The sequence below is a fragment of the Mycobacterium gallinarum genome (assembly GCF_010726765.1).
GTDB lineage: Bacteria > Actinomycetota > Actinomycetes > Mycobacteriales > Mycobacteriaceae > Mycobacterium > Mycobacterium gallinarum.
Genome location: NZ_AP022601.1, coordinates 511,806 through 538,064, shown reverse-complemented (window position 1 = coordinate 538,064; position 26,259 = coordinate 511,806). Strand labels below are relative to the sequence as shown.

The window sequence follows — 26,259 nt, the reverse complement described above, 5'->3', positions numbered from 1 at the left end:
GCCCCGTGAGTCAGTCGGGGATGTCGACGCGTCGGATGAGGCCGTCGCGTGCGTCGGCGGCCTCGATCTCCCCGCGGGTGATGCCCAGGATGAACAGCACGGTGTCCAGGTATGGGTGGCTGATCGACGCGTCGGCGACTTCGCGCAGCGCCGGTTTCGCGTTGAACGCCACCCCCAGGCCGGCGGCGGTGAGCATGTCGATGTCATTGGCCCCGTCACCGACCGCCACCGTCTGCTCCATCGGCACCCCGGCCTGGTGGGCGAAGTCGCGCAGCGCCTTGGCTTTTCCTGGCCGGTCGATGATCTGCCCCACGACCCGACCGGTCAGCTTCCCGTCGACGATCTCGAGCTCGTTGGCCGCGACGAAATCCATCTCGAGCTCGTGCGCCAGCGGTTCGATGACCTGACGGAAACCACCGGACACGATTCCGCAGTGAAAGCCCAAGCGCCGCAACGTCCGCAGCGTCGTCCGCGCACCCGGCGTCAGCTCGATCTGCTCGCCGACCTCCTCCAGCACGTTGGCGGGTAGGCCGGCCAACGTGGCGACTCGACGGTTCAACGACTCGGTGAAGTCCAACTCGCCTCGCATGGCCGCCTCGGTGATTTCGGCGACCGCCGCGTGCGCGCCGACCCGGTCGGCCAGCATCTCGATGACCTCACCCTGGATCAACGTCGAGTCGACATCAAAGACGATTAGCCGCTTGGCCCGTCGCGAAAGGCTGTAGTCCTCGAGCGCGATGTCGACACCCTCGTTGACCGCGACCCGCGCCATCGCGGCCTGCAATTGCTCGTACGCGCTGCCCGCCGGCACCGACACCCGCAACTCCAAACCGGTCACCGGGTAGTCGGAGACGCCGCGGATGAAGTCGATGTTGACGCCCAACGCCGCGACTTCACGGGCGACGACGCCGAAGGCCTCGGCGCTGATCGGACGACCGAGCACGACGATGGTGTGGGTGGATGGTTCCCGCAGCACGGGTAGGCCATCGCTGCGCTCGATCGTGACATCCAACCCGAAGCCCTGGACCGCTGAGCGCACCTCGTCGTGCAGCGCGGCGCCACCGGCGACTTCGTCAGGACCCGCCACCAGCACGCCCAGCGTCAGTCGAGAGCGAATGACGACCTGTTCGACGTTGAGAAGCTCGACCTTGTGCCGCGACAGCACCTCGAAAAGCGCCGAAGTCACGCCTGGTTGATCGGGTCCGGTGATGGTGATCAACACCGAGACCTTCGGCATGCTCACCCTCGATAGCCCTGCAATACCGTCAGGTGCGAACGTTTTCGTGATCCAGCCGCGTCACGTCGCCGTCGTCCGGCCCGTGAGCGCGACCCACGTGCGCCTCGGCGCGCATCCTATCCACCATGTGGGGGTAGTGCAGCTCGAAAGCGGGCCGCTCCGAACGGATCCGGGGAAGCTCGGTGAAGTTATGGCGCGGCGGCGGGCAGCTGGTGGCCCACTCCAGCGAGTTTCCGTAACCCCACGGATCATCGACCGTGACCGGCTCGCCGTAGCGCCAGCTCTTGAACACGTTCCACACGAACGGAATCGTCGAGATGCCGAGGATGAACGAACCGATCGTGGAGACGATGTTGAGCGTGGTGAAGCCGTCCGACGGTAGGTAGTCGGCGTAGCGGCGCGGCATGCCCTCGTCACCCACCCAGTGCTGGACCAGGAACGTCACGTGGAACCCGATGAAGGTCAGCCAGAAGTGCAGCTTGCCCAACCGCTCATCGAGCAGTCGGCCCGTCATCTTCGGGAACCAGAAGTAGATGCCCGCGTAGGTCGCGAACACGATCGTGCCGAAGAGCACGTAGTGGAAGTGCGCGACGACGAAGTAGGAGTCGGTGACGTGGAAGTCCAGCGGCGGGCTGGCCAGCAGCACGCCCGACAGACCACCCAGGAGGAAGGTGACGAGGAAGCCCACCGAGAACAGCATCGGTGTTTCGAATGTCAACTGGCCTTTCCACATCGTGCCTATCCAGTTGAAGAACTTGATACCGGTCGGCACGGCGATGAGGAACGTCATGAAGCTGAAGAACGGAAGAAGTACGGCACCCGTCGCGTACATGTGGTGCGCCCACACCGCCACGGACAGCGCCGCGATCGACAACGTCGCGTAGATCAGGGTGGTGTAACCGAACACCGGTTTGCGGCTGAAGACCGGGAAGATCTCGGTCACGATGCCGAAGAACGGTAGCGCGATGATGTACACCTCGGGATGCCCGAAGAACCAGAACAGGTGCTGCCACAACAACACTCCGCCATTGGCCGGGTCGTAGACGTGGGCACCGAGATGGCGGTCGGCGGCGAGACCGAACAGCGCGGCGGTCAGGATCGGGAACGCGATCAGCACGAGGATCGACGTCACCAGGATGTTCCAGGTGAAGATCGGCATCCGGAACATGGTCATGCCCGGCGCGCGCATGCAGACCACGGTGGTGATCATGTTGACGCCACCGAGGATGGTTCCGAGACCACCGACGGCCAGGCCCATGATCCACAGGTCCCCGCCCGCGCCTGGCGAGTGGATCGCGTCGGTCAGCGGCGAGTAGGCGGTCCAACCGAAATCGGCGGCACCACCCGGGGTGATGAAGCCGGCGATCGCGATCAGCGCGCCGAACAGGAACAGCCAGAACGAGAAAGCGTTCAGACGCGGGAACGCCACGTCGGGTGCGCCGATCTGCAGCGGCAGCACCAGGTTCGCGAACCCGAACACGATCGGGGTGGCGTAGAACAGCAGCATCACCGTGCCGTGCATGGTGAACAACTGGTTGTACTGCTCGTTGGACAGGAACTGCAGCCCGGGCATCGCCAGCTCGGTGCGCATGAACAGCGCCATCAGCCCGCCGATGAAGAAGAAGATGAAGCAGGCGACGCAGTACATGATGCCGATCAGCTTGTGATCGGTGGTGGTGATCAGCTTGTAGACCAGGTTGCCCTTGGGGCCCATCCGAGCCGGGAACGGACGACGAGCCTCGAGTTCTCCTATTGGGGGCGCTTCGGCTACCAACAGATCCTCCAAACATCCAGTCGGGAAATCCCGGCGGTCTTCACTGATGAATCCTAGCTCCCGGTGTACCCGGAAGTCGTGGTGGTCCTACAAACTGTCGTAAATGACTCACGACACGGGCTGACCTGCCACGAGCTGCTCGGATGTTACCGTCGGCGGCGTGCTGATCAGCAGACCCCGCGCCGGCCTCGTGGCTGCTCGATCGTTGGGGTCGGCGGCGATCGCGGCCGCGTTCACGATCACCCTTGCCAGCGGTTGCGGATCGCTGGGCGGAGACGCCGCCCCCACCCCCGGCCAGCAGTCCGTCGTCACGAGCACCACGAAGATCGCCAGCGCGGGTGTACTCGGCAATCAGCGCAGGCCAGACGAATCTTGCGCACCCGAGCCCACCCCCGTCGACCCTGGGCCCCCGGACCGCCGGGTCCGCCATGCGGCGGGTGAAACCGAGGTGCGGGCGGATCCGCAGCGCATCGTGGTGCTCTCCGGCGACCAGCTCGACACGTTGTGCGCGCTGGGTCTGCAGACGCGCATCGTGGCAGCCGCGTTTCCCGACGGCTCCAACAGCCAACCGTCGTATCTGGGCCGAGTCATCCACGACGTGCCCGGGGCGGGCACTCGCAGCGCGCCCGATATCGATGCGATCAAGGCCGCAAACCCCGACCTGATCCTCGGCTCGCAGGCGCTGACGCCCGACGATTTCGGTGAGCTGTCGGCGATCGCCCCCACGGTGTTCAGCGGTCCGCCCGGCGGTGCGTGGCAGGACAACATGCGGACGGTCGGCGAAGCGACCGGTCGCCTCGACGCGGTCAACGGGATGATCGACGGCTTCGAGCGGGCAGCCGACAAGACCGGCACCGAGAACGACGCCACCCATTTCCAGGCGTCGGTCGTCCAGTTCACCGAGACGACGGCGCGGGTGTACGGCACGGACAACTTCCCGGGCAGTGTGCTGGGCGCCGTCGGCGTCGATCGTCCTGCGGCACAACGGTTCAAAGACAAACCGTTCATCGAGATCGGCATCACCGACACCGATCTGGACAACTCGCCCGACTTCTCGGCTGCCGACGGCGATATCGTCTACCTTTCGTTCGACTCCCCCGCCGCCAAAGACCGCGCACCCCGCGTGATGGAGAGCGATGCGTGGCGCGAGCTATCGGCCAATCGCGACAACCGGATCTTCGCGGTCAACAACGAGGTTTGGCAGACCGGCGAAGGCATTGTCGCCGCGCGCGGAATCCTCGCGGACCTTCCGTGGATCAACGCCCCGATCAATTAGCGTGGCGCAGATGTTCCACATCTTGAGGTCCACCTATCTGCAATCGCCCGACGTCGTCAACGAGACCAGGCCGGCCCATCTTGAGTGGCTGAAGGGCGAGGTCGCCGCCGGCCGCATAGTGCTGGCGGGGCGCCTGGAGGACGAGTCCGGGGCAATCCTGATCACGGGGGACCTCAGCGCCGAGGAGGCGCAGTCCATCGTCGACCACGATCCCTACACGGCCGCCGAGGTGGCTCGGTATGAGCAACTGGCGTTCAACGGGGCCTTCCGCGCGCCAGGTCTTTAGGAACTAACTCACAGTTTCGGCGGGAAGATCGAGGTCGATTCGGTCGTTTGCCTGAGGGTAGGCCGCACTGTCGCGGCGAATTTCTCTTGTGATTACCCCAAGGTGGAAGGCCGTTTTCATGACCACTGTTTCCGCATACGCCGCCACGTCGGCCACCGCGCCGCTGACCGAGACCACCATCACGCGCCGCGATGTCGGGCCGCACGACGTGGCATTCGACATCCATTTCGCCGGCATCTGTCACTCCGACATCCACACCGTGAAAGCCGAGTGGGGCGAGCCGAACTATCCGGTGGTACCCGGCCATGAGATCGCCGGGGTCGTGACCGAGGTCGGTCCGGAAGTGACCAAGTTCAAGGTGGGCGATCGGGTCGGCGTCGGCTGCTTCGTCGACAGCTGCCGGGAGTGCGCCCAGTGCCAGGCCGGCCAGGAGCAGTACTGCACCAACCCCGGGATGATCGGCACCTACAACGCCATCGGCCGTGACGGTGAGCCGACGCAGGGCGGGTACAGCGGCGCGATCGTCGTCGACGAGAACTACGCGCTGCACATCCCCGACAGCTTGCCGCTGGACGCTGCCGCGCCCCTGCTGTGCGCGGGCATCACGCTGTATTCGCCGCTGCGCCACTGGAATGCGGGCCCCGGCAAGAGCGTGGCCGTGATCGGCCTCGGCGGCCTGGGCCACATGGGTGTCAAGCTCGCGCATGCGATGGGCGCGAAGGTGACGGTGCTGAGCCAGTCGCTGAAGAAGATGGAGGACGGACTGCGTCTAGGTGCCGACGAGTACTACGCCACCTCCGATCCGGCGACGTTCGAGACGCTTGCCGGCTCGTTCGACCTCATCTTGAACACTGTCTCGGCGAACCTGGATCTCGACGCGTATCTGGAGTTGCTGAGGCTCGACGGCACGCTGGTCGAGCTCGGGATGCCCGAACGTCCCATGAGCGTGACCGCTCCGTCGCTGGTCTTCGGTCGGCGCAGCCTGGCCGGATCGCTGATCGGCGGTATCGCCGAGACGCAGGAGATGCTGAATTTCTGCGCCGAGCATGACGTGCGACCCGAAATCGAGGTCATCACACCGGATTACATCAACGAGGCGTACCAGCGGGTGCTGGCCAGCGATGTGCGCTACCGGTTCGTGATCGATACGGAGTCGCTGCGAGGCTAGGACCTCGCCGTCACGCGCCTCGCGAATCGGGGTCTTCACCGATATTGAGGTCAGTCAGGCGCAGATGGAGCTGGGCCCGGGATCGGATTCCGAGCTTGCGATAGATGTTGCTGAGGTTCATTTCGACGGTCTTGGGAGACAGGAATAGTTGTGCCGCGATTTCGCGGTTCGTCATACCTTCGGCGGCACGGAGGGCAACGCGTTCCTCGGCCGGCGTGAGGCCGATCCCTCCCGACCGTTTGCCCCTGAGTCGGGATAGTTCGGCGCGTGCGCGTTGCGCCCAGAGTGGTGCACCGATCTGTTCGAACGTGCACAGCGCGGCTTCCACGGTGGCCTGTGCCGCCTGCTTGCGACGTCGGCGTCGCTGCATCTGGCCGAGTATCAGCTGAGTGCGGGCCTGTTCGAACGGCATCGGCAGCTCTCGGTGATGGTCCAGCGCGGTTCGGGCGGACGATTCCGCCGCGTCCAGATCGCCGCTTGCCGCTTGCAACTGGCTGCGTCCACGCGCGGCGGTGAAGAGCATCCACGGCCGACTGAGCCGACGACCATTTTCTTCGAGCGCGTCGATCAAAGGCCGCGCTTCATCCAGGCGGCCCATCCCGGCGAGCGCTTCGATGGCATCGGGAAGGTAGGCGCCGCCCACCATTTCGGTGCCGTGTTCGCGATCGAATGTGGCCAGTAGCGGTTGCAGACTGTCCAGTGCCGAGGCGTAGTCGCCGGTCGAAACGTGGAGGAAGCCGAGAGTGACCGTGGGCGGTCCGGCCAGAAAATGTCCGCCGGTTTCGTGTGCCAGGGCGATCGCTCTGGTTGCCGCTAGACGCGCGTCATCGACGTGTCCCGTGTGGGCGGCGACCGCAGCACGACACGTCAACGCGAACAGTTGTGCGCTGTGACCGCCGATTTGCTCGGCGCGCTGGGCGACGTCGTCGGCAGTCATGGCCGCGTCCTGATAGTCGCCCAGCCAGATGCTGATGGTCGTCGCGTGAGTGTCTATCCATAGTGCGTCGATCTCGTTGCCGCGGTCGGCCGCTTGCTGTTTGAGAGCCCGCATATGACGCCGCGCCGAGTCGAGACGCCCGAGTCCTGCGTCTGTCAGGGCTTTGATCGCGTCCGCCCTCGTGTGAACATGGGCGGGATGGGAGTCACCCTGCAGCTCGATGGCTTCGGACAGCGCACGATCGTCCAGGCCCTGCCCGTACAGGAACAGCAGATTGACCCACATCGCGCGCGCTTGACTTCGCAGTGCGGGGTCGGACAGTTGATCGGCGAGTTCAACAGCTTCGCGCGCGTACGACAGTGATTCTTCGCACTTTCCGGCGACGCCGATGGCCGGTGCGAGCAGCGTCAACGCCTGCAGTCGCAGCGGCGGACTGTCGACGGCCTCGCCCAGACCTTCGGTCAGCGCGTCGACCGCCGCGGTGAACGAACCGTCGTAGCCGTCGATGGCGCCGCGCAGCATGACCGCCGCTCCGCGCATGACGCCGGCCGGCAAGCTTTCGGGAACTCCTTCTAGGTGACGGCGCGCCACCGCAATGGAACCGGCTTCAAAATGATTGCGCGCAGCCATGATTCGACGTATCGGGTTGTCACCGCCGAGAGCGATGGCCAGTTCGATCAGTTCCGCCGCCGCGGTCGGGGCACCCTGGTCGCGCGTCGTGGCGGCCGCGGCATCGAGGGCTTCCAGAGTCGCCGGGTCACCGCTGACCGACGCCGATGCCAGGTGGCGCGCTTTGAGTTCCGGCGGCTCCACGATGTCGGCCAGACGACGATGCATCTCGCGGCGTTCGCCCGGCTCCGCGCCGGTGTACACGCCGCTGGCCAGAAGCGGATGCGAGAAGTGGATGCTGTTGCCGACGATCGAGACAATGCGCGCCACGGCAGGGCTTTCCAGCACCTCGACCACGCGATGTTCGTCGACGTCCGTGGCCTCGGATACCAGCGCGACGGTTGGCTTAGGCGAGCAGGCGGCGGCCAGTAGGAGCATCGCGGCTTCCTGATCCAGACCCTTCAGGTGCGTCTCAACCATCGCGGCCAACGTCTCCGGCAATTGAGCATCGAGTCCTCGTCCGTCATCAAGAGCTCGCGCGAGTTCAAGCGCGTAAAACGGGTTACCTCCGGATATCTCGTAGATGCGTACCAACTGGGCGCGCGTAAAGGCACGTCCCTGGCGCCGCGCCATCAAGGCATCGACGCCGCTGCGGGGCAGCGGCGCCATCCGCATCCGGCGGACGGCATCCGGACGTCGCATCTGTAGCCACGAAGACGAATCGGGACATTCGGAGTCTCCTGTGCGCGCGGTGGCAAGGATGCCGATCGACCCCTTCAGCCGCCGCGCGACGAAGCGGATGGCGACGCTGCTCGGCGTGTCCAGCCACTGCACGTCGTCGACGGCGATCAACACCGGCGCACGCTCCTCGAGCCGCTGCACCACCGAATATAGAGCCGCCGCTGCCGCCCGTTCGTCGGGGACGACGGGAGCAGCGCTGCCGCGCAGCAAGATTCGATCCAACGCCGCATGTTGCACGGGGGGCAGGTCGGCGAACACATCGGCATCGACATCGGCCAGCAGGTCCGCTAACGCCGCAAACGCGAAGTTCACCTCGCCCGGTGAGCCATGTGCCGCAAGCACGTGGAATCCCTGCGCGTGGGCAAGTTCGATCGCGTCGCGGTACAGGGTCGTCTTGCCGATACCGGCTTCGCCTTCCACGAAGAGTCCACTCGGAGCAGCGGCCAGATCGGCCACCAATGCCACGACAGACGTCCACTCCGTTTTGCGAATAGCCGAGCTCACGAGGTTGCCCTCGCGCGAATCCTCACCCCGAAACACAGCGTCGGCGACCTCCCCGCACCGCATGTCGGCACAACGCCAACGGCCGTACCCGATGTGAGGTAACCATAAGTCACTCGCGCTTGGAGTTGCCTGGAACGACTGTCGGTTATAGCGCCGACGTAACGTACGGCGCCTGCGACCCGAAAAACATTCATGAAGTCCAGGCCTCTTGCGATTAGTCCATGCGTTTTTCACCTGGCGGCCGCCTCATTGCTCGCCGCGCTCCTCGTCATTACCCCAGCAGCATTTCCCTCAACGACGTCGCCGCTGATCCCGGTGGCGGCCGCGCAGTGCCCCGATGTCGAGGTGGTCTTCGCTCGCGGCCGCCAGGAACCACCCGGCGTCGGCGCGGTCGGTGACGTTTTCGTGAATGCGTTGCGCTCCAAGACGCCTTTGTCGGTCGGGGTGTACGGAGTCAACTACGTCGCCGACACAGACGCCGCGGCCGGCGCCACAGATATCCGCATGCGCGTTCAATCGATGGCGAAAACCTGTCCGAATACCCGCATGGTGCTTGGCGGCTACTCGCTCGGTGCGACGGCGGCCGACCTCATGACGAGGGCGAACCGACTGTCGTCGAGTGAAAGACAGCACGTCGCAGCGGTCGTGATGTTCGGCAATGGCGGCAAGCGGCTCGGTCCGGCCCCCGCCTATGCCGACAGGACGATAGACCAGTGCGCGGACGGCGACCCCATCTGCGGGCGCGGTTTCAATTGGGATTCGCACCTACAGCCGTCATACATCGGTTCCGGGCTGATTGATCAAGCCGCGTCCTACGTCGCGGGCAGGCTTTAGAAGTCCCAGTCCTCGTCTTCGGTGTTGACGGCCTTGCCGATGACGTAGCTGGAGCCCGACCCGGAGAAGAAGTCGTGGTTCTCGTCGGCGTTCGGTGACAGCGCGGACAGAATCGCCGGGTTCACGTCGGTTTCATCGCGCGGGAACAGCGCTTCGTAGCCGAGGTTCATCAGCGCCTTGTTCGCGTTGTACCGCAGGAACTTCTTGACGTCTTCGGTCAGCCCGACCTCGTCGTAGAGATCTTGGGTGTACTCGACCTCGTTGTCGTAGAGCTCGAAGAGCAGCTCGTACGTGTAGTCCTTGAGTTCGGCCTGCGTGGCGGCGTCGGTATTGGCCAGCCCGCGCTGGTACTTGTAGCCGATGTAGTAGCCGTGCACGGCCTCGTCGCGAATGATCAGCCGGATCATGTCGGCGGTGTTGGTCAGCTTGGCCCGGCTCGACCAGTACATGGGCAGGTAGAAGCCCGAGTAGAACAGGAAGCTCTCCAGCAGCGTGGAGGCCACCTTGCGCTTCAGCGGCTCGTCGCCCTTGTAGTACTGCATGACGATCTCGGCCTTGCGCTGCAGGTTGGGGTTCTCCTCCGACCAGCGGAACGCGTCGTCGATCTCGGAGGTAGAGCACAACGTCGAGAAGATGTTGGAGTAGCTGCGCGCGTGCACCGACTCCATGAACGCGATATTGGTGTAGACCGCTTCCTCGTGCGGGGTCAGCGCATCGGGGATCAGGCTTACGGCGCCGACCGTGCCCTGGATGGTGTCCAGCAACGTCAGCCCGGTGAATACGCGCATCGTGAGCTGCTTCTCGTGGTCGTTCAGCGTTCCCCAAGAGGGGATGTCGTTGGACACCGGCACCTTCTCCGGCAACCAGAAGTTTCCGGTCAGCCGGTCCCAGACCTCGGCGTCTTTCTCGTCTTGCACGCGGTTCCAGTTGATGGCCGAGACACGGTCAATCAGTTTCACGCCATCGCTCACAAGAACCCCGTTTCACCTGGTCTTCTAGGACTTGGCTATAGAGCTGCTATAGCACCCTCAACACTACAGCTGGGGTCTGACTTTCGACCGCAACACAACATCTTGTTTTGGCGTGTCGCGCAGCTACACGGATACGCGGCTGTTCGCGTCCAGGAATTCGTACTCCGACGCGTCGAAACGACGGGTGGCCAGCCAGTACTGCCACGTCATCCCACTCCACAGCGTGCGGTTCACGCCGTGCTCGTCCATGTACCAGCTGCGGCACCCGCCGGTGTTCCAGACCGTGCCCGCCAGATCGTGCTGCAACTCGTCGTTGTAGGCGTCTTGAGCGGCCCGGGTCGGTGCCAGCGCCTGGGCGCCCTTCTTGTCGAGGGCGGCGATCGCGTGCGCGGCGTAGCGGATCTGCGACTCGATCATGAACACCACCGAGTTGTGCCCGAGCGCCGTGTTCGGACCGAGCAGGAAGAACAGGTTCGGCATGTCGGCGATCGTGATGCCGCGCAGCGCGGCGATGCCCTCGCGATTCCACCGGTCGACGAGGTCCTCGCCGCGGGGGCCCTTGATGTCGACATAGGTGTAGGAGTCGGTGACGTGAAAACCGGTGGCGCTCACCACGATATCGACCTCACGTTCGGTGCCGTCGCCGGCGACGATGCCGGTCTTCGTGAACCGTGCGATGCCATCGGTGATGACTTCCGTCTTCGGGTTCGCAATGCCTTGGTAGTAGGTGTCGGAGTTCAGGATGCGCTTGCAGCCGGCCCGGTAGTTCGGGGTCAGCTTCTTGCGCAGCGCGGGGTCCTTGATCGAGCGACGAATGTTGGCCTTGCCCATCAGCTCACCGAGCTTGAGCAGCCGCGGCTGCTTGGTCATCGCGAAGCCGACGCCCTCATGGATCCAGTAGATGCCCGCGCGCATCGCCGCACGCGTGCCCGGCACGTACGTGAACATGGTTCGCACCCACGGGGGGATCGGATTATTGGGCCGCGGCATCACCCACGCCGGGGTACGTTGATAAAGCTGAAGTTCCGCAACGTCTTTCACGATCTCCGGCACGATCTGAATGGCGCTCGCCCCGGTGCCGATCACCGCGACGCGCTTGTTGGTCAGGTCGACGCTGTGATCCCACTCCGCCGAATGGAAGACCACACCCTCGAACTCGTCGAGTCCCTCGAACTCCGGGATCAGCGGGATGTGCAGTCCCCCGGCGCCGGAGATGAGGAACTGCGCGACGAACTCGCGGCCGTCCTTCGTGAAGGCGTGCCAACGCATTTCCTCGTCGTCCCAGTGCGCTCGATTGACGTGCGAGTTGAACTGGATGTAGCGCCGCAACCCGTACTTGTTCGTCACACCCTGCAGGTAGTCCTGGATTTCCGGCTGAAACGACCACATGTGCGACCAGTCGGGCTTGGGCTCAAACGAGAACGAGTACATGTGCGACGGGATGTCACATGCGCAGCCGGGATAGGTGTTGTCACGCCACGTGCCGCCGATGTCGTCGGCCTTCTCCAGGATCACGAAGTCCACGTTCTGCTGCTGCAGCGCAATAGCCATCCCCAGGCCGGAGAACCCCGAGCCGATGATGAGAGCGCGGGTGTGCACCGGTTTGGCCACCGTCGCCTCGGATGTGTCCTGGGCCATCGTCATGTTGAAACTTCCCCTGATCCCCGGCTGACGCGTGGGCCCATCGTCGTGGGCCCATTCCTGGGAACGCCGGTACCGGATACTTTAGCTAGTGTCCGCATTGCGGCCCAGGGTGTCAACGCACGACGAAGGCGAGAAGTTGCACAGCGTCAGGCGTAGGCCGCCTCCCGTTCGGCGCTGCGGTGCCGGTGCGGATCAAAAGTCTCGAAGTGTCCCGATCCGACCATGCCGATGCCGCGCTGCGGCATCCGGAAGTCGCCGAGGCGGGCCTGGCGGAGCAGGGGGCCGCTGGGCCCCAGGTCGCGGCCCATCAACACTGCGTGCGAGTCGGCGACGAGCCAGACCTGTTTCGGTGCCATCGAGTAACACTGGCCGTTGGGCGCGCGGCCGGTCAGCCGCACATCGCCGACGTCAAGGGTTCGCCTCGCCACCCGGCCGAGCCGGTGGAGCAACACCGGGTTGGTCCACGCCGCATCCGACACCCGGCCGCTGATCTTGCCCATCAATCGAGTGGCCCGGGTGGGGTGCAGGGCGAGAGTCCAGCGCAGGACGTCGGGAACGTCGACCTGCACCGATTGCGGGCCCGTCCAGGTGACGTCGATATCGCACTGCACGGCGTCATTTGGCGTTGCCGAGCTGAAATACCGCGCGCAGCTTTGCTGTCCGGGTGTGGTGGCGTAGAACGTCCATTTGCAGGACGGATCACGGTGCCATACCGACACATACGGCGGTGCGAACGTCGTCGCCGGGATCTGTCGCATGGCCAGGTAGTGCCCATTGGCGAAGGGCAGGCCCATGATCCCGAATCCGACGAAGCGCTCGTCGTCTCCAGGGGGCAAGACCGGGTCGGCCAGCACGGCCGCCACGGCATCTCGGGGTGTCAGTTGTTTCGTCATGCGCCAATGATGTTCGGCGACATGGCCTCACGACATGAGGCGTCTGCCTCAAATCAGGCGACGGGTTGCTGTCGACGGACGGCGGTGCGAATCGGCTGGTCGGCGTCGATCTCGATGCCGAGTAGCTCGGCAGTGCCGTTGATGGCGCCGACCATGATCGTGGTCATGTGCGCGATGAACTTGTCGGTCGGCATCCGCCGCGGCTTGTCGTCGTCCACGCCAAGCCACCAGTCGGTCGCCGACGCTGCGGTACCGAAGATCGCGAACGCCGCCAGCTCGAACGCCTCCGGTTCGGGCGCAAGGTCCTCGAGCTGGGTGCTGATCATGCCGGCGATGGCCAGGGTGATTTCGCTGCCCTTGTTGACGGTCGTCATCGCCGTAGCCGACTGGTCGGCGAACCGTCCCTGCAGCAGGAACCGCACCACGTTCGGATGCTGATCGACCAGTTCTACATAGTGCTCGACGCCACGACCGACGATCTGGCGGGCTGAGTCGGTCTGCACGTTGACCGACGGGATGATCGCCGCCCACAACATGTCGCGCATCCGCTGACCGATCTCGGAGAACATGTCGGCTTTGTCCGCGAAGTGGCGGTAGATCTTGGGCTTTGCGGTGCCCGCCTCTTCGGCGATTTCGCGCACGCTGACGTTCGGTCCGAGGCGGTCGATCGCGCGGAACGCGGCGTCGACTATTTCCGCCCGCACCTTCTTCCGGTGCTCGCGCCAACGCTCGCTACGGGCGTCCACTTTGACACCCGGCTCAGCGCTGGAATGTGATCTGGACCCTCGTCGCACCCAGTCACTGTACCGCCCGGACAGCGCTGACCTGCTCAGACCATCCCGCCGCCACGATAATTACCGATGTATTAGGTCATATCTGTCAATGAGATGCATGGCGTCAGCTTGGGTACTATCTCTGCGACAGCCGATCGACGAGACGAGATTCATGACGCAGCGATACGACCTGGTCATCGCAGGTGGTGGGCCTTCTGGCTCAGCAGCCGCATGGCAGGCCGCGCAGACCGGCGCCAAGGTGGTGGTCCTGGACAAGGCCGAATTCCCGCGCGCCAAGCCCTGCGGTGACGGGCTCACCGCCCGCGCCGTGAGCTACCTGCAAAAGATGGGTCTGGCCGACGAGGTTGCCACCTACCACCGGGTCAACCGCGTGACTGTGTTCAGCCCGAGCGAGTGGGAGCTGTCATTCCCCAAGCGTCCCGGCATGCCCGACCACGGGCACACCGTCAGCCGTGAACACCTCGACACCACCCTGCTCAAGCACGCCGAGTCCGCCGGCGCCGAGGTCCGCCAGGGCGCCGAGGTGGCCGGCCCTGAACTCGATCCCAGCGGCCGCGTGGTGGGTGTGATCCTCAAGAGCGGCGAGAAGGTGTACGGCGACGCAGTCATTGCGGCCGATGGCGCCTACTCCCCCATCAAGCGCGCCCTCAAGATCGACTCGGAGTACAACGGCTACCAGGCCATCGCCATCCGGTCGGAGATGCACGCCAATCGGCCCGACTCCGACAGCCTGGACATCTATTTGAAGCTGGCGTTCCAGGGCGACCAGCTACCCGGCTACGGCTGGGTGTTCCCGATGGGCAACGGCGTGTTCAACATCGGCCTCGGTTACGTCAACAGCTACAAGAACTGGCAGTCGATCAACGCCACCCAGTTCCTCGGTGAGTTCCTGCGCACGCTGCCCGCCGATTGGGACCTGCCGCCGATCGAGGAGCTGAAGAAGAACAAGAGTGTGCGGGCGTGGCGACTGCCGATGGGCTTCACCGCGTGGCCGCCGTGGCGCCCGGGTGTGCTGTTCACCGGCGACTCGCTGGGTGCGGGCAAACCGGCGTCCGGCGCGGGCATCTCCAAGGCGCTCGAATCCGGGCTCGCCGCAGGCGAATGCGCGATCGCAGCGTTGCAGAACGGCGGCCCCGACGATTTCACCAACTACGCGCAGCGCATGGAAGCCGCGTGGGGTCGCGAGTACCGGCGTGGCCGTTACTTCCACAAGCTGCTGGGCCAACCGCGGCTTGCCAATGCCGGCGTGAAGCTCATCGACAACGCCGCATTCCGTGACCGCATGCTCAAGGCGCTGTACAAGAAGGCCCAAGGGCCACAGCACACCATCAAGAAGTAGTCGGCGAGCGCACGCTTGTTCGTGGCGGTTCTCGACGTTCGCGTACACGAAGCGTGCACTCGGCGCCTAGCGTCGACCGCGCTTTGCCTGGCCCGGCCTACGCGCGACCTTGCCCGCAGCGGCGCGGGCCGTCTGCTTCGCCAGCGTCTTCTCCCGCGCCGTGCGTTTCGGCGCCGACTCTGCCTGCGCGCGCGACGAACCAGGTTTGCGCCCTCGCACGATCCCGATGAAGTCCTCGATCAGCGCGGATTGCGGCCCTTCCGGGACGGCCAGCGCCACCGGGCACGTGGGCGCGTCGGCGATCGGCCGATACGTGAGGTCCTTTCGGTGATACAGCCGCGCCAGCGACTGCGGCACGATGAGCACGCCCGTCCCCGCGGCAACGAGTTCTATTGCACCCTCGGTCGTTTCAGGCCGATGCTCGACCGGGACACCAGGAATGTCCACCCATTCGACGACGTGGTCGAGTGGCATCAGTACCGGCTCGCCCTCGAGGTCCGCGGCGGCGAGCTCGTCGGCGGCACTGAGGATGTGATCGGCTGGCACCACGGCGACCGTGGTCTCTTGGTACAGCGGGATGACCGCTAGACCCGCGGTGTCTGCCGGCAGCCGCAGCACCACGACGTCGATGGTGCCGTCCCGCACTTCGGCGGCGGCGTTCGCCGCGGCGACCGTTCGCAGCCGCAGCGGTACGTCGGGGTGCCGCTGCGCCCAGATCCGAGCCCACTTCGCGGGCGTCCCACCGGGAACGTATCCGAAGGTGAGCGAGGGCAGCGAGGGCGAAGCCACGGCATCAGGCTACCGATAGGCTTGCGCCATGAGCAGGCCGAACGCGCAGTCCATGAAGCCCGCGACGGCGGCGAAGAAGCTGGACGTGTACCTGCCCGCAACGCCCGCGGCGTTCCAGGACAACCCGATCACCCGCGCCGAGCTCGCCGCCCTGCAGGCGGATCCGCCGCAGTGGCTTCAGGATCTTCGAAAGAACGGGCCGCACCCGAAGAACCTCGTCGCGGCCAAGCTCAGCGTGTCGATCGCCGGTCTCGCACGGGGCGGCGTCGTGGATGCGCTGACCACTGAGCAGATCAATGCGCTGATCGAAGAGAATCCGCCGTGGCTGATCGCCGAACGCGAAAACTACCAAGCGGTGTTGACCGAGCAGCGACGCCTGAAAGAGCAACGAGCAGCGCAGCTCCGCGAGAAGTGAGCTGCCCCGGCCTGCCTCGATGGCTCGGCCGTCGAGTGGCCACCTGTACGACGACTTCGGGCTCCGGGCGTCCCATGACTGGACACTCGGCGAGCAGAAGGAAGTGAGCTACTTCTTCTTGTTCTTGTCGTGGTCGCCCACTTTTGGGCCGGGGGCAGGCTGAGCCTTGGTGGTCGGCTCGAACTTGCCGCCCTTCTTGGGGTCATAGCTCCGCTTTTGATCAGCCATGAATCGAGCCTATGCCTGTGCTAGGCCCCAGTCGATGGCTTGAACAATTGGATCAACCCGCGCTACAGCATGCAGCTAACGCAGCCGGATGTAGTACAGCGTCCTGATTCCCTTGCGCCAGGCGTAGATCTGCGCCTACGCCGGGTCAGGCATTAGCTCGACGATTTCGCGATTGACCGTAACACCACCCCGATATGGATTTCTCCACGCGCAGAGGGTAGTTCGCTTTGTAACGAGTCAGCCGTGCTGCCGCCGCTGGCGGCAGACCTAGGCGCCAGTCACGCGCGTCGTCGCGCATCCGGAATGCCTCAGATCGAGCGCTGCCGATTCGATCCGCTAAGCCACGCCTGCCCGTTTCGCCGCTGCCCGGTCAACTGCGTTCCCGTTTGGCACCGCAGCGAACTGTCGGAACATATCACCCTTTAGTTTGTCCGCGATCTTCGCGATTTTTGCCGTGCGTCTCGGATGATCCATGTCCATCGCCTCATCGACCTGCTTCATTACTTCATGGAACGAGTCGCGATCGATTCTCCTTGATAAGGAGACGCCCAGCAGGCTCGGGAACACATTTCGCATCGTCCGACGAACATCAGCTGCCCGCGGAGCCAACGTGAGGAAATTGAGGAGGAAGTCCGGGCGCATCATGTACCGGGTGCCGCCGTTTCGTTCGACGAGCTGTTTCGTGTGCCTCACGATCGACGCTTCGCTCGTCAGCCACCACGTATTAAGTCCGAACTCAGAGGAACGGGCATTCTCGCGCCGCGAAGTACGCCGTCCATACACCGCCACTGCCATCGTCGCATCATTGTGTGCAAGGACGTCATTCTTCTTCTCATCGGCGAGAGCTGCTGCAACGCAGGCGGCCTCTTCGTGGTCAACGTAACGAGCGAGGTCTGTCGAGCTTCGAAATTGAAGATTAAATGCTGCACATAGATACGCTCTGAGATCCGTGTACGCCGCCGCCCGCTGCAAGTCCTCGGGATCGCAGAACCGTTTGACGAACGACTGCCAACTGCGAGGTCGACGAGCACCCAATTCTTGGTTGTCGAACGCGTAAAGATAGGCCCGCAACATGATATGCGGAACCTCCCGCATCAGTTCGTAGCTCATGTGGTGTTCGCGACCTGCGATGTGATTCCGGTATTCGTGATCACAAGCGCGCAGGTGATGCACCACCTCTTCAAGCACAGGCTCGGCGAGAACCAAGGTCGCCCCATGCCGAGCTGCCGCAAGCAGCGTGTTCCTCATCATCTGATCGGGTTCGGGCAGCAGGTGTTCGCTGAGGGCCCTGACGATCACATCGCTTCCGACGTACAGGTAAAAGTCGCCCACCAAGTCTTGAAAAAACTCGATGAGCCGGGGCTCGGCTTGCAGTGTGAAGAGAAGGGCGTAGGTGCGGGAAAGCTTACGGAGGTATTCTCGCTCCACTTCAAGCGAGTCATAAAACACCCCCCTCAGTGCGCAGAATGCGGTCTCAACGACGAGCGCCGCTCGTCGACCGCCAATCCCCATGTCGGCCACCGCGTCTGTGAGTGCGCCGAGAATCGTCGGAAAGTTTGCGGCAGTGGACTGAGAGTGAAGGTACCGGGCGAATTCCAAACCCTCATGCTCGAAGACGGATTGGATTGCACTTACAGCTGCGTCAACAGCCAGTGCCGCCGTCTCGTCCCCAAGCCCGACACGTTCTTGAACCTCGACACGCTCTTCAATGCTTCGCCGGAAGTCGACGCGAAGCGCCTCGTCGGCGAAATTGTCCGCTTCGACGCGCTGCCGTGTTTCGAATGGGAGGCAGTACGTGCCCTCCTTTCGGTGTGAGCGAATCGCCCGACCGCCGGGATAGTCCTTCGAAGCCATTGCATCAAGTCGCTTATCAAGGCGTGGTGCGACCAATAATTCCACCGCAGGAAGGTCAGCCACGATCCGCTGAAGGATATCGGCGGCGGACACCAAGATGCCAGCGTCCGGATCCGTCCCTTCGAGCGCCCAGATGATCAGGGCGTCCGTCATAGCATCCACAAGACGGTAGTCGCCATCGCGCCTGTTTAGTTCCTGCGCCAGGAACACATACACCGCGGGCGACTTGACATGTGATGACGGTGTCAAGAGATTCGAGGTACCGATGCCTTTGAGAAAATCCGTTGCCGAGCGCAGATGCTGATCGAACGCAGCGATCGTGCCGGCACCATCGTTGACGTGCGAAGCGATGTAGCCGCCGTCGCGGATCGTGATTGTGACGTTCAGCTCCGTCGATAACGCTGCCTCGACCTTGTCGGTATAGCGGACCGTCTGCGAGGTGAAATGCACAAGCCGGCAAGGTTGGCGACCAAACTCGCGAAGCCGCGCAACGGTTTTGCGGATCTTCGACTCAACGTCTTTCTCGATGCTCGACTGATAAAACACGTCCGCGTTGCGACGGGACTCGTAAACCGCCTCGTCATAGCCATCCGCGCCACCATCCTTAAGTCCCCCTAAAGGACTGAAGGATTCGCCACCGATACTGGCGTAAAAATCATTGACGAAGTGCTCGAACGACCACCCATCGGCCTTATCCAATGCGACGCGCACAAGGTCTGTATTTATGGATTGTAATGCCACAATACCCTCACATCGTCCCTTTGCACCCGAGCTACAGCATGCAGCTGACGCAGCCCTCGACCTCGGTGCCCTCCAGCGCCATCTGACGCAGCCGGATGTAGTACAGCGTCTTGATTCCCTTGCGCCAGGCGTAGATCTGCGCCTTGTTGACGTCACGGGTGGTCGCGGTGTCCTTGAAGAACAGCGTTAGGCTCAGCCCCTGGTCGACATGCTGCGTCGCCGCGGCATACGTGTCGATGATCTTCTCGTAGCCGATCTCGTACGCGTCCTGGTAGTACTCGAGGTTGTCGTTCGTCAGGTACGGCGCCGGGTAGTAGACGCGGCCGATCTTGCCTTCCTTGCGAATCTCGATCTTGCTCGCCACCGGGTGGATCGAGCTGGTCGAGTTGTTGATGTAGCTGATCGAACCTGTCGGGGGAACGGCCTGCAGGTTCTGGTTGTAGATGCCGTCCTTCTGCACCGACTCCTTGAGCCGCGTCCAGTCCTCCTGCGTCGGGATTCGAATGCCGGCCTTCTCGAACAGCTGCTTCACCCGATCGGTCTTCGGCTCCCACACCTGCTCGGTGTACTTGTCGAAGAACTCACCCGACGCGTACTTCGACTTCTCGAAACCCTTGAAGTGCGAGCCGCGTTCGATCGCGATGCGGTTTGACGCCCGCAGCGCGTGGTACAGCACCGTGTAGAAGTAGATGTTGGTGAAGTCCACACCCTCTTCGGAGCCGTAGTGAATCCGCTCCCGCGCCAGGTACCCGTGGAGGTTCATCTGCCCCAGGCCGATCGCGTGAGAGTCGTTGTTGCCCTGCTCGATCGACGGCACCGACCAGATGTGTGTCTGGTCGGAGACCGCGGTCAACGCCCGGATGGCCACCTCGATGCTCTGCGCAAAGTCCGGCGAGTCCATGGTCTTGGCGATGTTCATCGAGCCGAGGTTGCACGAAATGTCCTTGCCCACTTGGGCGTAGGACAGATCGTCGTTGAACACCGAGGGCGTCGACACCTGCAGGATCTCCGAGCACAGGTTGCTGTGGGTGATCTTGCCGTCGATCGGGTTGGCTCGGTTCACCGTGTCCTCGTACATGATGTACGGGTAGCCCGACTCGAACTGCAGCTCGGCCAGCGTCTGGAAGAACTCACGCGCCTTGATCTTCGTCTTGCGGATCCGTGCGTCGTCGACCATCTCGTAGTACTTCTCGGTGACCGAGATGTCGGCGAACGGCAGCCCGTACACGCGCTCGACGTCGTACGGCGAGAACAGGTACATGTCCTCGTTCTTCTTCGCGAGCTCGAACGTGATGTCCGGGATCACCACACCCAACGAAAGCGTCTTGATGCGGATCTTCTCGTCGGCGTTCTCACGCTTGGTGTCGAGGAAACGGTAGATGTCGGGATGGTGCGCATGCAGGTACACCGCGCCCGCGCCCTGACGCGCACCCAGCTGGTTGGCGTAGGAGAACGAGTCCTCCAGCAGCTTCATGATGGGGATGACACCCGAGCTCTGGTTCTCGATGTTCTTGATGGGTGCGCCGTGCTCACGAATGTTGGTCAGCAGCAACGCGACACCGCCACCGCGCTTCGACAGCTGCAACGCAGAGTTGATGGACCGCCCGATGGACTCCATGTTGTCCTCGATGCGCAGCAGGAAGCAGCTCACCGGCTCGCCGCGTTGCTTCTTGCCGGAGTTCAGGAATGTCGGCGTGGCCGGCTGGAATCGGCCGTCGATGATCTCGTCGACGAGTTTCTCGGCAAGGATGGTGTCACCCGAGGCGAGCGTCAGCGCCACCATGACGACACGGTCCTCGAAGCGCTCCAGATAGCGCTTGCCGTCAAACGTTTTCAGCGTGTAGCTGGTGTAGTACTTGAATGCGCCGAGGAACGTCGGGAACCGGAACTTCTTCGCATAGGCGCGACTGATCAGTGACTTGACGAAGTTGCGCGAGTACTGGTCGAGCACCTCACGCTCGTAGTAGTTCTCCTTGATCAGGTAGTCGAGCTTCTCGTCCTGATCGTGGAAGAACACGGTGTTCTGGTTGACGTGCTCCAGGAAATACTGGTGCGCTGCCTCGCGGTCCTTCTCGAACTGGATCTTGCCGTCTGCGTCGTACAGATTCAGCATCGCGTTGAGCGCGTGGTAATCCGTCTCGCCGGCGCCGCCGACGGCGGCCGGGGTGGCGGTTACAGGCTCTGCAGCTGTGACGGTTGGTGGCACGTCTGTTCCTTCCAGAAGTCAGCAAGACCCACGCGGACGGCTTCAACGTCGTCGGGGGTTCCCATCAATTCGAAGCGGTAGAGGTAAGGCACGCGGCACTTGGCGGACACCACGTTGCCGGCGTAGGCGAATTCTTCACCGAAGTTGTTGTTGCCCGCGGCGATGACCCCGCGGATCAACGACCGGTTGTGCTCGTTGTTCAAAAAGGCGATGACCTGTTTGGGGACGTAGCCCCCACTGCTGATATCGGGTGTTGCCTTGCCGCCACCGTAGGTGGGCAGAACGAGCACGTAAGGCTCGTCGACCTCGATACGGCCGTGCAACGGGATCCGGGTAGCGGGCAAACCCAGCTTCTGGACGAAGCGGTGGGTGTTCTCCGAGACGCTCGAGAAGTAAACGAGGTTGCTCATTCGTTTTCTCCTCTCTGCTGTCTGGTTACTCCTAGGCCGTGACGGCGACCGCGCCGAGCGCCTTGATGCGATCGGGACGGAAGCCCGACCAGTGATCGTTGCCGGCAACCACGACCGGGGCCTGCAGGTAGCCGAGCGCCATGACGTAGTCACGCGCCTCGCTGTCGAGGCTGATGTCGACCGTCTCGTAGGCGATGCCTTGCTTGTCCAGCGCCTTGTACGTGGCGTTGCACTGCACGCATGCGGGCTTGGTGTACACGGTGATCGATGAGTGCGACATTCGGTACGGCTCCTCTACAACAGACACTGTGCTGGGACTGGCTACTACTTCAGGTACTACATCCCACTGAATTCCAGCGGCCCGGAGGCCCTCAAAATTCCTGCGGTCAGAGGCCGCGGTCCGTGGGGTCTGAGAGCCGACACCGGCGGATTTCTGGCCTCCGGCCGACCCGTGGAGATTTGGAAACTGTGGGGGTCTGTCGGTGTTCGAAACACTACACCTAGTGTCCGACAATCCGAAGAGATACCAGATGTTCTGAATAACATTTTTGAAATTCCCTGGTCGTAAGCACTCGGCGGCGATCTTCTCCGGCGTGTCGCACATCACATCTTGGGTGTGTCGCGCCTGCGCCCTAGATCTACCACCGACCACCGACAGGTCAGCCGCCGTCAACTGTCACAGTGACGTAACAGCAAATGCGCCTGAACGGTCACGGAAGGCGTCCGGCATCGTCGGCGTAACGACGGCCGCGAAGGATTCCCTCGATGTTGCGCTCGGCGAGCGCGGTGATCGACATGAACGGATTGCAACCGATGTAGCCCGGGATCAGCGACGCATCGTTCACATAGAGGTTGTCGTAGCCCCTGACGCGCCCGAAGGCGTCGGTGGCCCGACCCCGCACCACCCCGCCGAGCGGATGCACCGTGTGGGGTGCGAAGACCTTCCCGTCGAAGATGTCATCGCGGTACTCGACGCCGTTGGCAGCGACGATCCGGTCGAACGCGGTCCGGGCCCTGGCCACCTGATGCTCGGTGTGCCCTTCCAGCCAGTCGATGGTGATCGAATCGGTGGCGTTGTCGTACATGATGTCCGCACGGTCGTCGGTCTTGACCATCGCGTAGTAGCCGAGCGCGTGAGTCTCGACCGGAAGCGGGATCGAGAACACGCTGGCATACACCGGGTTGTCCGGGTCGTTGCGGCCGTCGATGTTGATCATTCCCATCAGCGACTGCTCGGTGCCCGTCGGATCGCTGGTCATGTGCGACACCATGACGTCCCCATTGTTGCCGTAGCCACGGCCGATCTCGTCGCTGAGATCCGGAAGCGCTCCGGTGTCCCGTGCCCGCAGCAGAATATGCGACGTACCGAGCACACCGGCACTCAAAAACAGCCGATCGCAACCTAATTCGTCGCGGGCGACCTCGGTCCCCCACCGGTCGATCTCGCGGATGGATACCACGTACTCGCCGGAGGGTTCGCGGCGGATGCCGGTGACTTCGGTCAGGGCGCGTAGTTTCACGTAGCCGGTCGCCAGGGCCGCGGCGATGTATGTTTGGTCAACGCTGCCGAACCGCCCGAAGTTGTTGCCGTACTGCTGTTCGAAGTCGAGTGCGGAGCGCGGAACCTGCCCCGCCTCTTCCTGTTTCATGTACTCGAATGAATACGCGCTGGCGTTGTAGTCGACGTCGTAGCCCGCGGCCTGCGCGTACTGACGGCCCACCCGGGCGTATTGAAAGTAGGGCGTCCGTTCGAACCAATCCATGTCGCGGCGGTTGATGCGAAGCATCTCCGCGGCGCGCCCGACATAGGTGCCGAGGAACTCGTCGGCGGTGATGTCGGGGAAGGCGGCACGGACCTGATCCGCGGTGGGGACGGCGGCGATCGCCGCGTTGATCATCGATCCTCCACCGACCGCGACGCCGCGAAACACGCTGTGCGCGCCGTGCACTGACTTGTCACAGATGCCGGCTTGGACGGGCTGCGCCGACGGGTTGTTCTTGGCCACGTCCTCGACTGAGACACCCATGTACGACGGCACCAGGCTCGGCGGAACGTCGGAGAACCACGCCGCGCGCGTGTCGGCGGGCAGCATGCGGGTGAAGCGTCTGCCGTCTTCGTCCGGCGTGTCCCATTGTCTGCCCTTCTCCAAAATCAAAGTCTGGATCCCGGCCTGCCCAAGCCGCAGCGCGGACACCCCGCCGCCGTAACCACTGCCGACCACGATCGCGGGGTAATGACTTCGCGAGCTCTTCGCTGCCGGCGGGCTCCGAAATTCGAGGAAGCCGGCACCGAGGGCGGCACCCGCGACGATCCCGGCCGAGGCTCCGAGAAAGCGCCTGCGTGAGACCGTCGGCTCAGCGCGCCGATGCTGCGCACCGGACGCGCGCTGGACCGGCAACTTGTCAGTCGTCTGCAGTTCTAGCGAATTTTTCACTATTTTCTGCAGACGTCAATTTCGGCTGCGATGCCCGCGCTGTCGGTAAGGATCACGAAGTCGACTTTGTCGCGAACACAGCAGTCCGGGCAGTTCCAGTCGTCCGGAACTGCATCCCATGGAGTGCCCGGCGGAAAGCCTTCACGCGGATTAGCTGTGCTTTCGTGGTATCGATAGCCACATTCGGGGCATTGCGCCGTTATCACGAGCGCTCTCCTTCATCCCTGAGTCCGTTGACTCTTGATGCCGCGTCCGCACGGATTTCCGTTACGAGTTGAATATATTAGCTTTATTTTATAGTTTGCGAACGCAGACCTAGCAATGAAAAGGAGTCATGGACTCGACATCGAGAGCTAAGGATCGCGGGCGTACTGAGCCCGGACACGAAGTCGCCACGAATAAGGGTTGGCGGGACCGCAAGCGTTACCTCTGGCTACTAGCGCCGATCGTGCCGTCGCTTGTCGCCGAATCATGGTTTCTGGTGCAGGTGACGGGGGTGGATCTGTTCTGGTGGTTCGGCCCGATCCTCACGTTCTTCGTCGTGCCGGCGCTCGACCATCTGGTCGGCGCCGATGCCGAGAACCCGCCCGACAGCGCGTTGGCCTGGCTGGAGAACGACCGCTTCTATCGATGGGTCACCATGCTCTTCCTTCCCGGGCAATATCTTTCGCTACTGTTCGCATGCTGGATATGGGCCGGCGGCGGCTGGGTCCACATGTCACCGGTGGACAAGCTCGGACTGATGTTCACCGTGGGCATTGTCGGCGGGATCGCGATCAGTACCGCACACGAACTCGGCCACCGGCGGGCGGGACTGGAACGCAGGCTGAGCAAGCTCGCACTCGCCCAGTCCGGCTACGGGCATTTCTTCGTCGAGCACAACCGCGGTCACCACGCGAGGGTCGCCACGCCCGAGGATCCCGCAAGCTCACGACTCGGCGAATCGCTGTACGCGTTCATCGGCCGGTCGCTGACCGGCGGCGTGCGATCCGCATGGCGACTCGAGCGAGCACGATTCGCGCGAATCGGGACGACTCACTGGAGCTTGCGCAACGACGTGCTCAACGCCTGGCTGCTCACTCTGGCGTTGTTCGTGATTCTGGTCGTCTGGTTCGGAGTCGTTGTGCTGCCATGGCTTATCGGCCAGGCCATCGTCGGCTTCTGCATGCTCGAGACCGTCAACTATCTCGAGCACTATGGGCTGAGGCGACAAAAGCTCGCCGACGGGCGCTACGAACGCGTACGGGCGTGGCACAGCTGGAACAGCAACACGATCGTCGCCAACGTGTGCCTGTTCCACCTGCAGCGGCACTCCGACCATCACGCCCATCCGGTGCGCCGCTATCAGACGTTGCGCCACGCCGAGGAGGCGCCGCAGCTCCCGTCGGGCTACGCCACGATGATGCTGATCGCGATGATCCCGCCGTTATGGCGGCGCATCATGGACTGGCGCGTCATCCAGCACTACGGCGGCAATCTCCATCTTGCAGCGTTGAGCCCGCGCTACGCGGAACAAGGCAGACGCGCGGCCTACCGCGACGCGAGCCCACCGCTGTGATGTCAGCCGACTTCGGCGGCCAGCTTGCCCACGATGTCGCGCAATTGTTCGGCAACCTCGGTGTTCTCACGGGGATGCTTGCCGTCGAATGCCGTGGATCGCACTGACAGAGTCAGGTCCTCGATGACGCGCGGTCCCGCAATGCCGAACGACTTGCGCGTTTCGTCGTGGGCCCACACCCCGCCGTACTGGCCGAGGGAGGCACCCACGACCGCCAGCGGCTTGCCTTTGAGCGCGCTGTCACCGAACGGCCGCGACAGCCAGTCGATCGCGTTCTTCAGCACGCCCGGAATGCTGCCGTTGTACTCGGGTGTGACGACCAGGGCGGCGTCAGCGTCGGCGGCGGCCTGCCGTAACGCGACTACCGGTTCGGCGACATCGGCGTTGTCGATGTCCTCGTTGTAGAAGGGCAACTCCCCCAGCCGGTCGAAAGTCTCCAGCCGCACACCGTCTGGAGCCGATTCGATGGCGAGTTCGGCGAGCTGCCGATTGACAGACGCCGCACGCAGGCTGCCGACCAGTACGAGCACCTTGATGTCCGACATGTTCAAACCCTTTCGATCGCGGTATGGATCCTCGCATCCTGAAACCGGACCTTGGTCCGAATTCATCCCTC

At 63.5% G+C, this 26,259-nt stretch carries 22 protein-coding genes; 7 read left to right on the top strand and 15 right to left on the bottom strand.

Annotation, left to right across the window (positions count from 1 at the left end):
- Positions 1–10: 10 nt before the first annotated feature.
- Both serB and ctaD read right to left on the bottom strand, forming a co-directional pair.
- Entirely contained in the window at positions 11–1,237 is a 1,227-nt protein-coding gene (serB, locus tag G6N42_RS02580) for a phosphoserine phosphatase SerB (protein ID WP_163725640.1), read from the bottom strand.
- A gap of 28 nt (positions 1,238–1,265) precedes the next feature.
- A complete protein-coding gene (ctaD, locus tag G6N42_RS02575) occupies positions 1,266–3,011 on the bottom strand; it encodes an aa3-type cytochrome oxidase subunit I (RefSeq protein WP_163736864.1) in 1,746 nt (581 codons plus the stop codon).
- A gap of 160 nt (positions 3,012–3,171) precedes the next feature.
- On the opposite strand from ctaD, the gene G6N42_RS02570 reads away from it, so the two are divergent.
- The 3 genes from G6N42_RS02570 to G6N42_RS02560 all read left to right on the top strand — a co-directional run bounded on the left by G6N42_RS02570 (position 3,172) and on the right by G6N42_RS02560 (position 5,741).
- Positions 3,172–4,287, top strand: a complete 1,116-nt coding sequence (locus G6N42_RS02570; protein WP_163725637.1) for an iron-siderophore ABC transporter substrate-binding protein — start codon at positions 3,172–3,174, stop codon at positions 4,285–4,287.
- A 10-nt stretch (positions 4,288–4,297) separates the two neighbouring features.
- Complete coding sequence (locus tag G6N42_RS02565; protein WP_163725635.1) at positions 4,298–4,573, top strand: YciI family protein; 276 nt, start codon at positions 4,298–4,300, stop codon at positions 4,571–4,573.
- A gap of 118 nt (positions 4,574–4,691) precedes the next feature.
- Positions 4,692–5,741 (top strand): NAD(P)-dependent alcohol dehydrogenase, encoded by a 1,050-nt coding sequence (locus G6N42_RS02560; protein WP_163725632.1) that lies wholly within the window; start codon positions 4,692–4,694, stop codon positions 5,739–5,741.
- A gap of 10 nt (positions 5,742–5,751) precedes the next feature.
- On the opposite strand, the gene G6N42_RS02555 is transcribed toward G6N42_RS02560, so the two are convergent.
- A complete protein-coding gene (locus G6N42_RS02555) occupies positions 5,752–8,595 on the bottom strand; it encodes a helix-turn-helix transcriptional regulator (protein WP_163725630.1) in 2,844 nt (947 codons plus the stop codon).
- Positions 8,596–8,724: 129 nt separating this feature from the next.
- Between G6N42_RS02555 and G6N42_RS02550 the strand changes: the two genes are divergently transcribed.
- Positions 8,725–9,366 (top strand): cutinase family protein, encoded by a 642-nt coding sequence (locus G6N42_RS02550; protein ID WP_163725627.1) that lies wholly within the window; start codon positions 8,725–8,727, stop codon positions 9,364–9,366.
- Here G6N42_RS02550 and nrdF read toward each other — a convergent pair.
- The 4 genes from nrdF to G6N42_RS02530 form a co-directional block, all read right to left on the bottom strand.
- Positions 9,363–10,325: a class 1b ribonucleoside-diphosphate reductase subunit beta gene (gene nrdF / locus G6N42_RS02545; RefSeq protein WP_083126169.1), complete on the bottom strand. Its 963-nt coding sequence runs from the start codon at positions 10,323–10,325 to the stop codon at positions 9,363–9,365. The two genes, G6N42_RS02550 and nrdF, sit on opposite strands and share 4 nt — an antisense overlap.
- 135 nt (positions 10,326–10,460) lie before the next feature.
- A complete protein-coding gene (locus G6N42_RS02540) occupies positions 10,461–11,981 on the bottom strand; it encodes a flavin-containing monooxygenase (protein ID WP_163725622.1) in 1,521 nt (506 codons plus the stop codon).
- Positions 11,982–12,127: 146 nt separating this feature from the next.
- Positions 12,128–12,874, bottom strand: coding sequence for a hypothetical protein (locus G6N42_RS02535; protein WP_163725619.1), 747 nt, complete (start codon positions 12,872–12,874; stop codon positions 12,128–12,130).
- A 53-nt stretch (positions 12,875–12,927) separates the two neighbouring features.
- Positions 12,928–13,668 (bottom strand): TetR/AcrR family transcriptional regulator, encoded by a 741-nt coding sequence (locus tag G6N42_RS02530; RefSeq protein WP_163725616.1) that lies wholly within the window; start codon positions 13,666–13,668, stop codon positions 12,928–12,930.
- A gap of 151 nt (positions 13,669–13,819) precedes the next feature.
- Here G6N42_RS02530 and G6N42_RS02525 point away from each other — a divergent pair, with 151 nt between their 5' ends.
- On the top strand, positions 13,820–15,007 hold the full coding sequence (locus G6N42_RS02525) for an NAD(P)/FAD-dependent oxidoreductase (protein WP_163725613.1): 1,188 nt from the start codon (positions 13,820–13,822) through the stop codon (positions 15,005–15,007).
- 66 nt (positions 15,008–15,073) lie between these two features.
- On the opposite strand, the gene G6N42_RS02520 is transcribed toward G6N42_RS02525, so the two are convergent.
- The gene (locus G6N42_RS02520) at positions 15,074–15,796 is read right to left on the bottom strand and encodes a LysR family substrate-binding domain-containing protein (protein ID WP_163725609.1); all 723 of its coding nucleotides are present in this window, start codon (positions 15,794–15,796) and stop codon (positions 15,074–15,076) included.
- A gap of 28 nt (positions 15,797–15,824) precedes the next feature.
- Here G6N42_RS02520 and G6N42_RS02515 point away from each other — a divergent pair, with 28 nt between their 5' ends.
- Entirely contained in the window at positions 15,825–16,211 is a 387-nt protein-coding gene (locus G6N42_RS02515; RefSeq protein ID WP_163725606.1) for a DUF5997 family protein, read from the top strand.
- 564 nt (positions 16,212–16,775) lie between these two features.
- On the opposite strand, the gene G6N42_RS02510 is transcribed toward G6N42_RS02515, so the two are convergent.
- From G6N42_RS02510 to G6N42_RS02485, 6 genes are all read right to left on the bottom strand, one after another.
- Positions 16,776–19,004, bottom strand: a complete 2,229-nt coding sequence (locus tag G6N42_RS02510) for a hypothetical protein (RefSeq protein ID WP_163725603.1) — start codon at positions 19,002–19,004, stop codon at positions 16,776–16,778.
- Positions 19,005–19,065: 61 nt separating this feature from the next.
- Complete coding sequence (nrdE, locus tag G6N42_RS02505; RefSeq protein ID WP_163725600.1) at positions 19,066–21,240, bottom strand: class 1b ribonucleoside-diphosphate reductase subunit alpha; 2,175 nt, start codon at positions 21,238–21,240, stop codon at positions 19,066–19,068.
- On the bottom strand, positions 21,207–21,650 hold the full coding sequence (nrdI, locus tag G6N42_RS02500; RefSeq protein WP_163725597.1) for a class Ib ribonucleoside-diphosphate reductase assembly flavoprotein NrdI: 444 nt from the start codon (positions 21,648–21,650) through the stop codon (positions 21,207–21,209). The genes nrdE and nrdI overlap by 34 nt, the downstream gene beginning before the upstream one ends.
- 31 nt (positions 21,651–21,681) lie before the next feature.
- Positions 21,682–21,930, bottom strand: a complete 249-nt coding sequence (locus G6N42_RS02495) for a redoxin NrdH (RefSeq protein WP_163725595.1) — start codon at positions 21,928–21,930, stop codon at positions 21,682–21,684.
- Between the two features lie 430 nt (positions 21,931–22,360).
- Positions 22,361–24,085 (bottom strand): GMC oxidoreductase, encoded by a 1,725-nt coding sequence (locus G6N42_RS02490; protein ID WP_163725592.1) that lies wholly within the window; start codon positions 24,083–24,085, stop codon positions 22,361–22,363.
- On the bottom strand, positions 24,085–24,291 hold the full coding sequence (locus G6N42_RS02485) for a rubredoxin (protein WP_163725589.1): 207 nt from the start codon (positions 24,289–24,291) through the stop codon (positions 24,085–24,087). Before G6N42_RS02485 ends, G6N42_RS02490 begins: the two co-directional genes overlap by 1 nt.
- Before the next feature lie 128 nt (positions 24,292–24,419).
- Here G6N42_RS02485 and G6N42_RS02480 point away from each other — a divergent pair, with 128 nt between their 5' ends.
- On the top strand, positions 24,420–25,643 hold the full coding sequence (locus G6N42_RS02480; RefSeq protein ID WP_163725586.1) for an alkane 1-monooxygenase: 1,224 nt from the start codon (positions 24,420–24,422) through the stop codon (positions 25,641–25,643).
- A 2-nt stretch (positions 25,644–25,645) separates the two neighbouring features.
- On the opposite strand, the gene G6N42_RS02475 is transcribed toward G6N42_RS02480, so the two are convergent.
- Complete coding sequence (locus G6N42_RS02475) at positions 25,646–26,188, bottom strand: NADPH-dependent FMN reductase (protein ID WP_163725583.1); 543 nt, start codon at positions 26,186–26,188, stop codon at positions 25,646–25,648.
- Positions 26,189–26,259: the final 71 nt, after the last annotated feature.

Bases quoted from the DNA above. Each gene is read 5' to 3' on its own strand.
- G6N42_RS02535 (WP_163725619.1), bottom strand. From the start codon at position 12,874: ATGACGAAACAACTGACACCCCGAGATGCCGTGGCGGCCGTGCTGGCC.
- G6N42_RS02540 (WP_163725622.1), bottom strand. From the start codon at position 11,981: ATGACGATGGCCCAGGACACATCCGAGGCGACGGTGGCCAAACCGGTG.
- G6N42_RS02550 (WP_163725627.1), top strand. From the start codon at position 8,725: ATGAAGTCCAGGCCTCTTGCGATTAGTCCATGCGTTTTTCACCTGGCG.
- G6N42_RS02555 (WP_163725630.1), bottom strand. From the start codon at position 8,595: ATGCGGTGCGGGGAGGTCGCCGACGCTGTGTTTCGGGGTGAGGATTCG.
- nrdI (WP_163725597.1), bottom strand. From the start codon at position 21,650: ATGAGCAACCTCGTTTACTTCTCGAGCGTCTCGGAGAACACCCACCGC.
- G6N42_RS02515 (WP_163725606.1), top strand. From the start codon at position 15,825: ATGAGCAGGCCGAACGCGCAGTCCATGAAGCCCGCGACGGCGGCGAAG.
- G6N42_RS02525 (WP_163725613.1), top strand. From the start codon at position 13,820: ATGACGCAGCGATACGACCTGGTCATCGCAGGTGGTGGGCCTTCTGGC.
- serB (WP_163725640.1), bottom strand. From the start codon at position 1,237: ATGCCGAAGGTCTCGGTGTTGATCACCATCACCGGACCCGATCAACCA.
- G6N42_RS02565 (WP_163725635.1), top strand. From the start codon at position 4,298: ATGTTCCACATCTTGAGGTCCACCTATCTGCAATCGCCCGACGTCGTC.
- G6N42_RS02480 (WP_163725586.1), top strand. From the start codon at position 24,420: ATGGACTCGACATCGAGAGCTAAGGATCGCGGGCGTACTGAGCCCGGA.
- G6N42_RS02560 (WP_163725632.1), top strand. From the start codon at position 4,692: ATGACCACTGTTTCCGCATACGCCGCCACGTCGGCCACCGCGCCGCTG.
- G6N42_RS02495 (WP_163725595.1), bottom strand. From the start codon at position 21,930: ATGTCGCACTCATCGATCACCGTGTACACCAAGCCCGCATGCGTGCAG.
- G6N42_RS02475 (WP_163725583.1), bottom strand. From the start codon at position 26,188: ATGTCGGACATCAAGGTGCTCGTACTGGTCGGCAGCCTGCGTGCGGCG.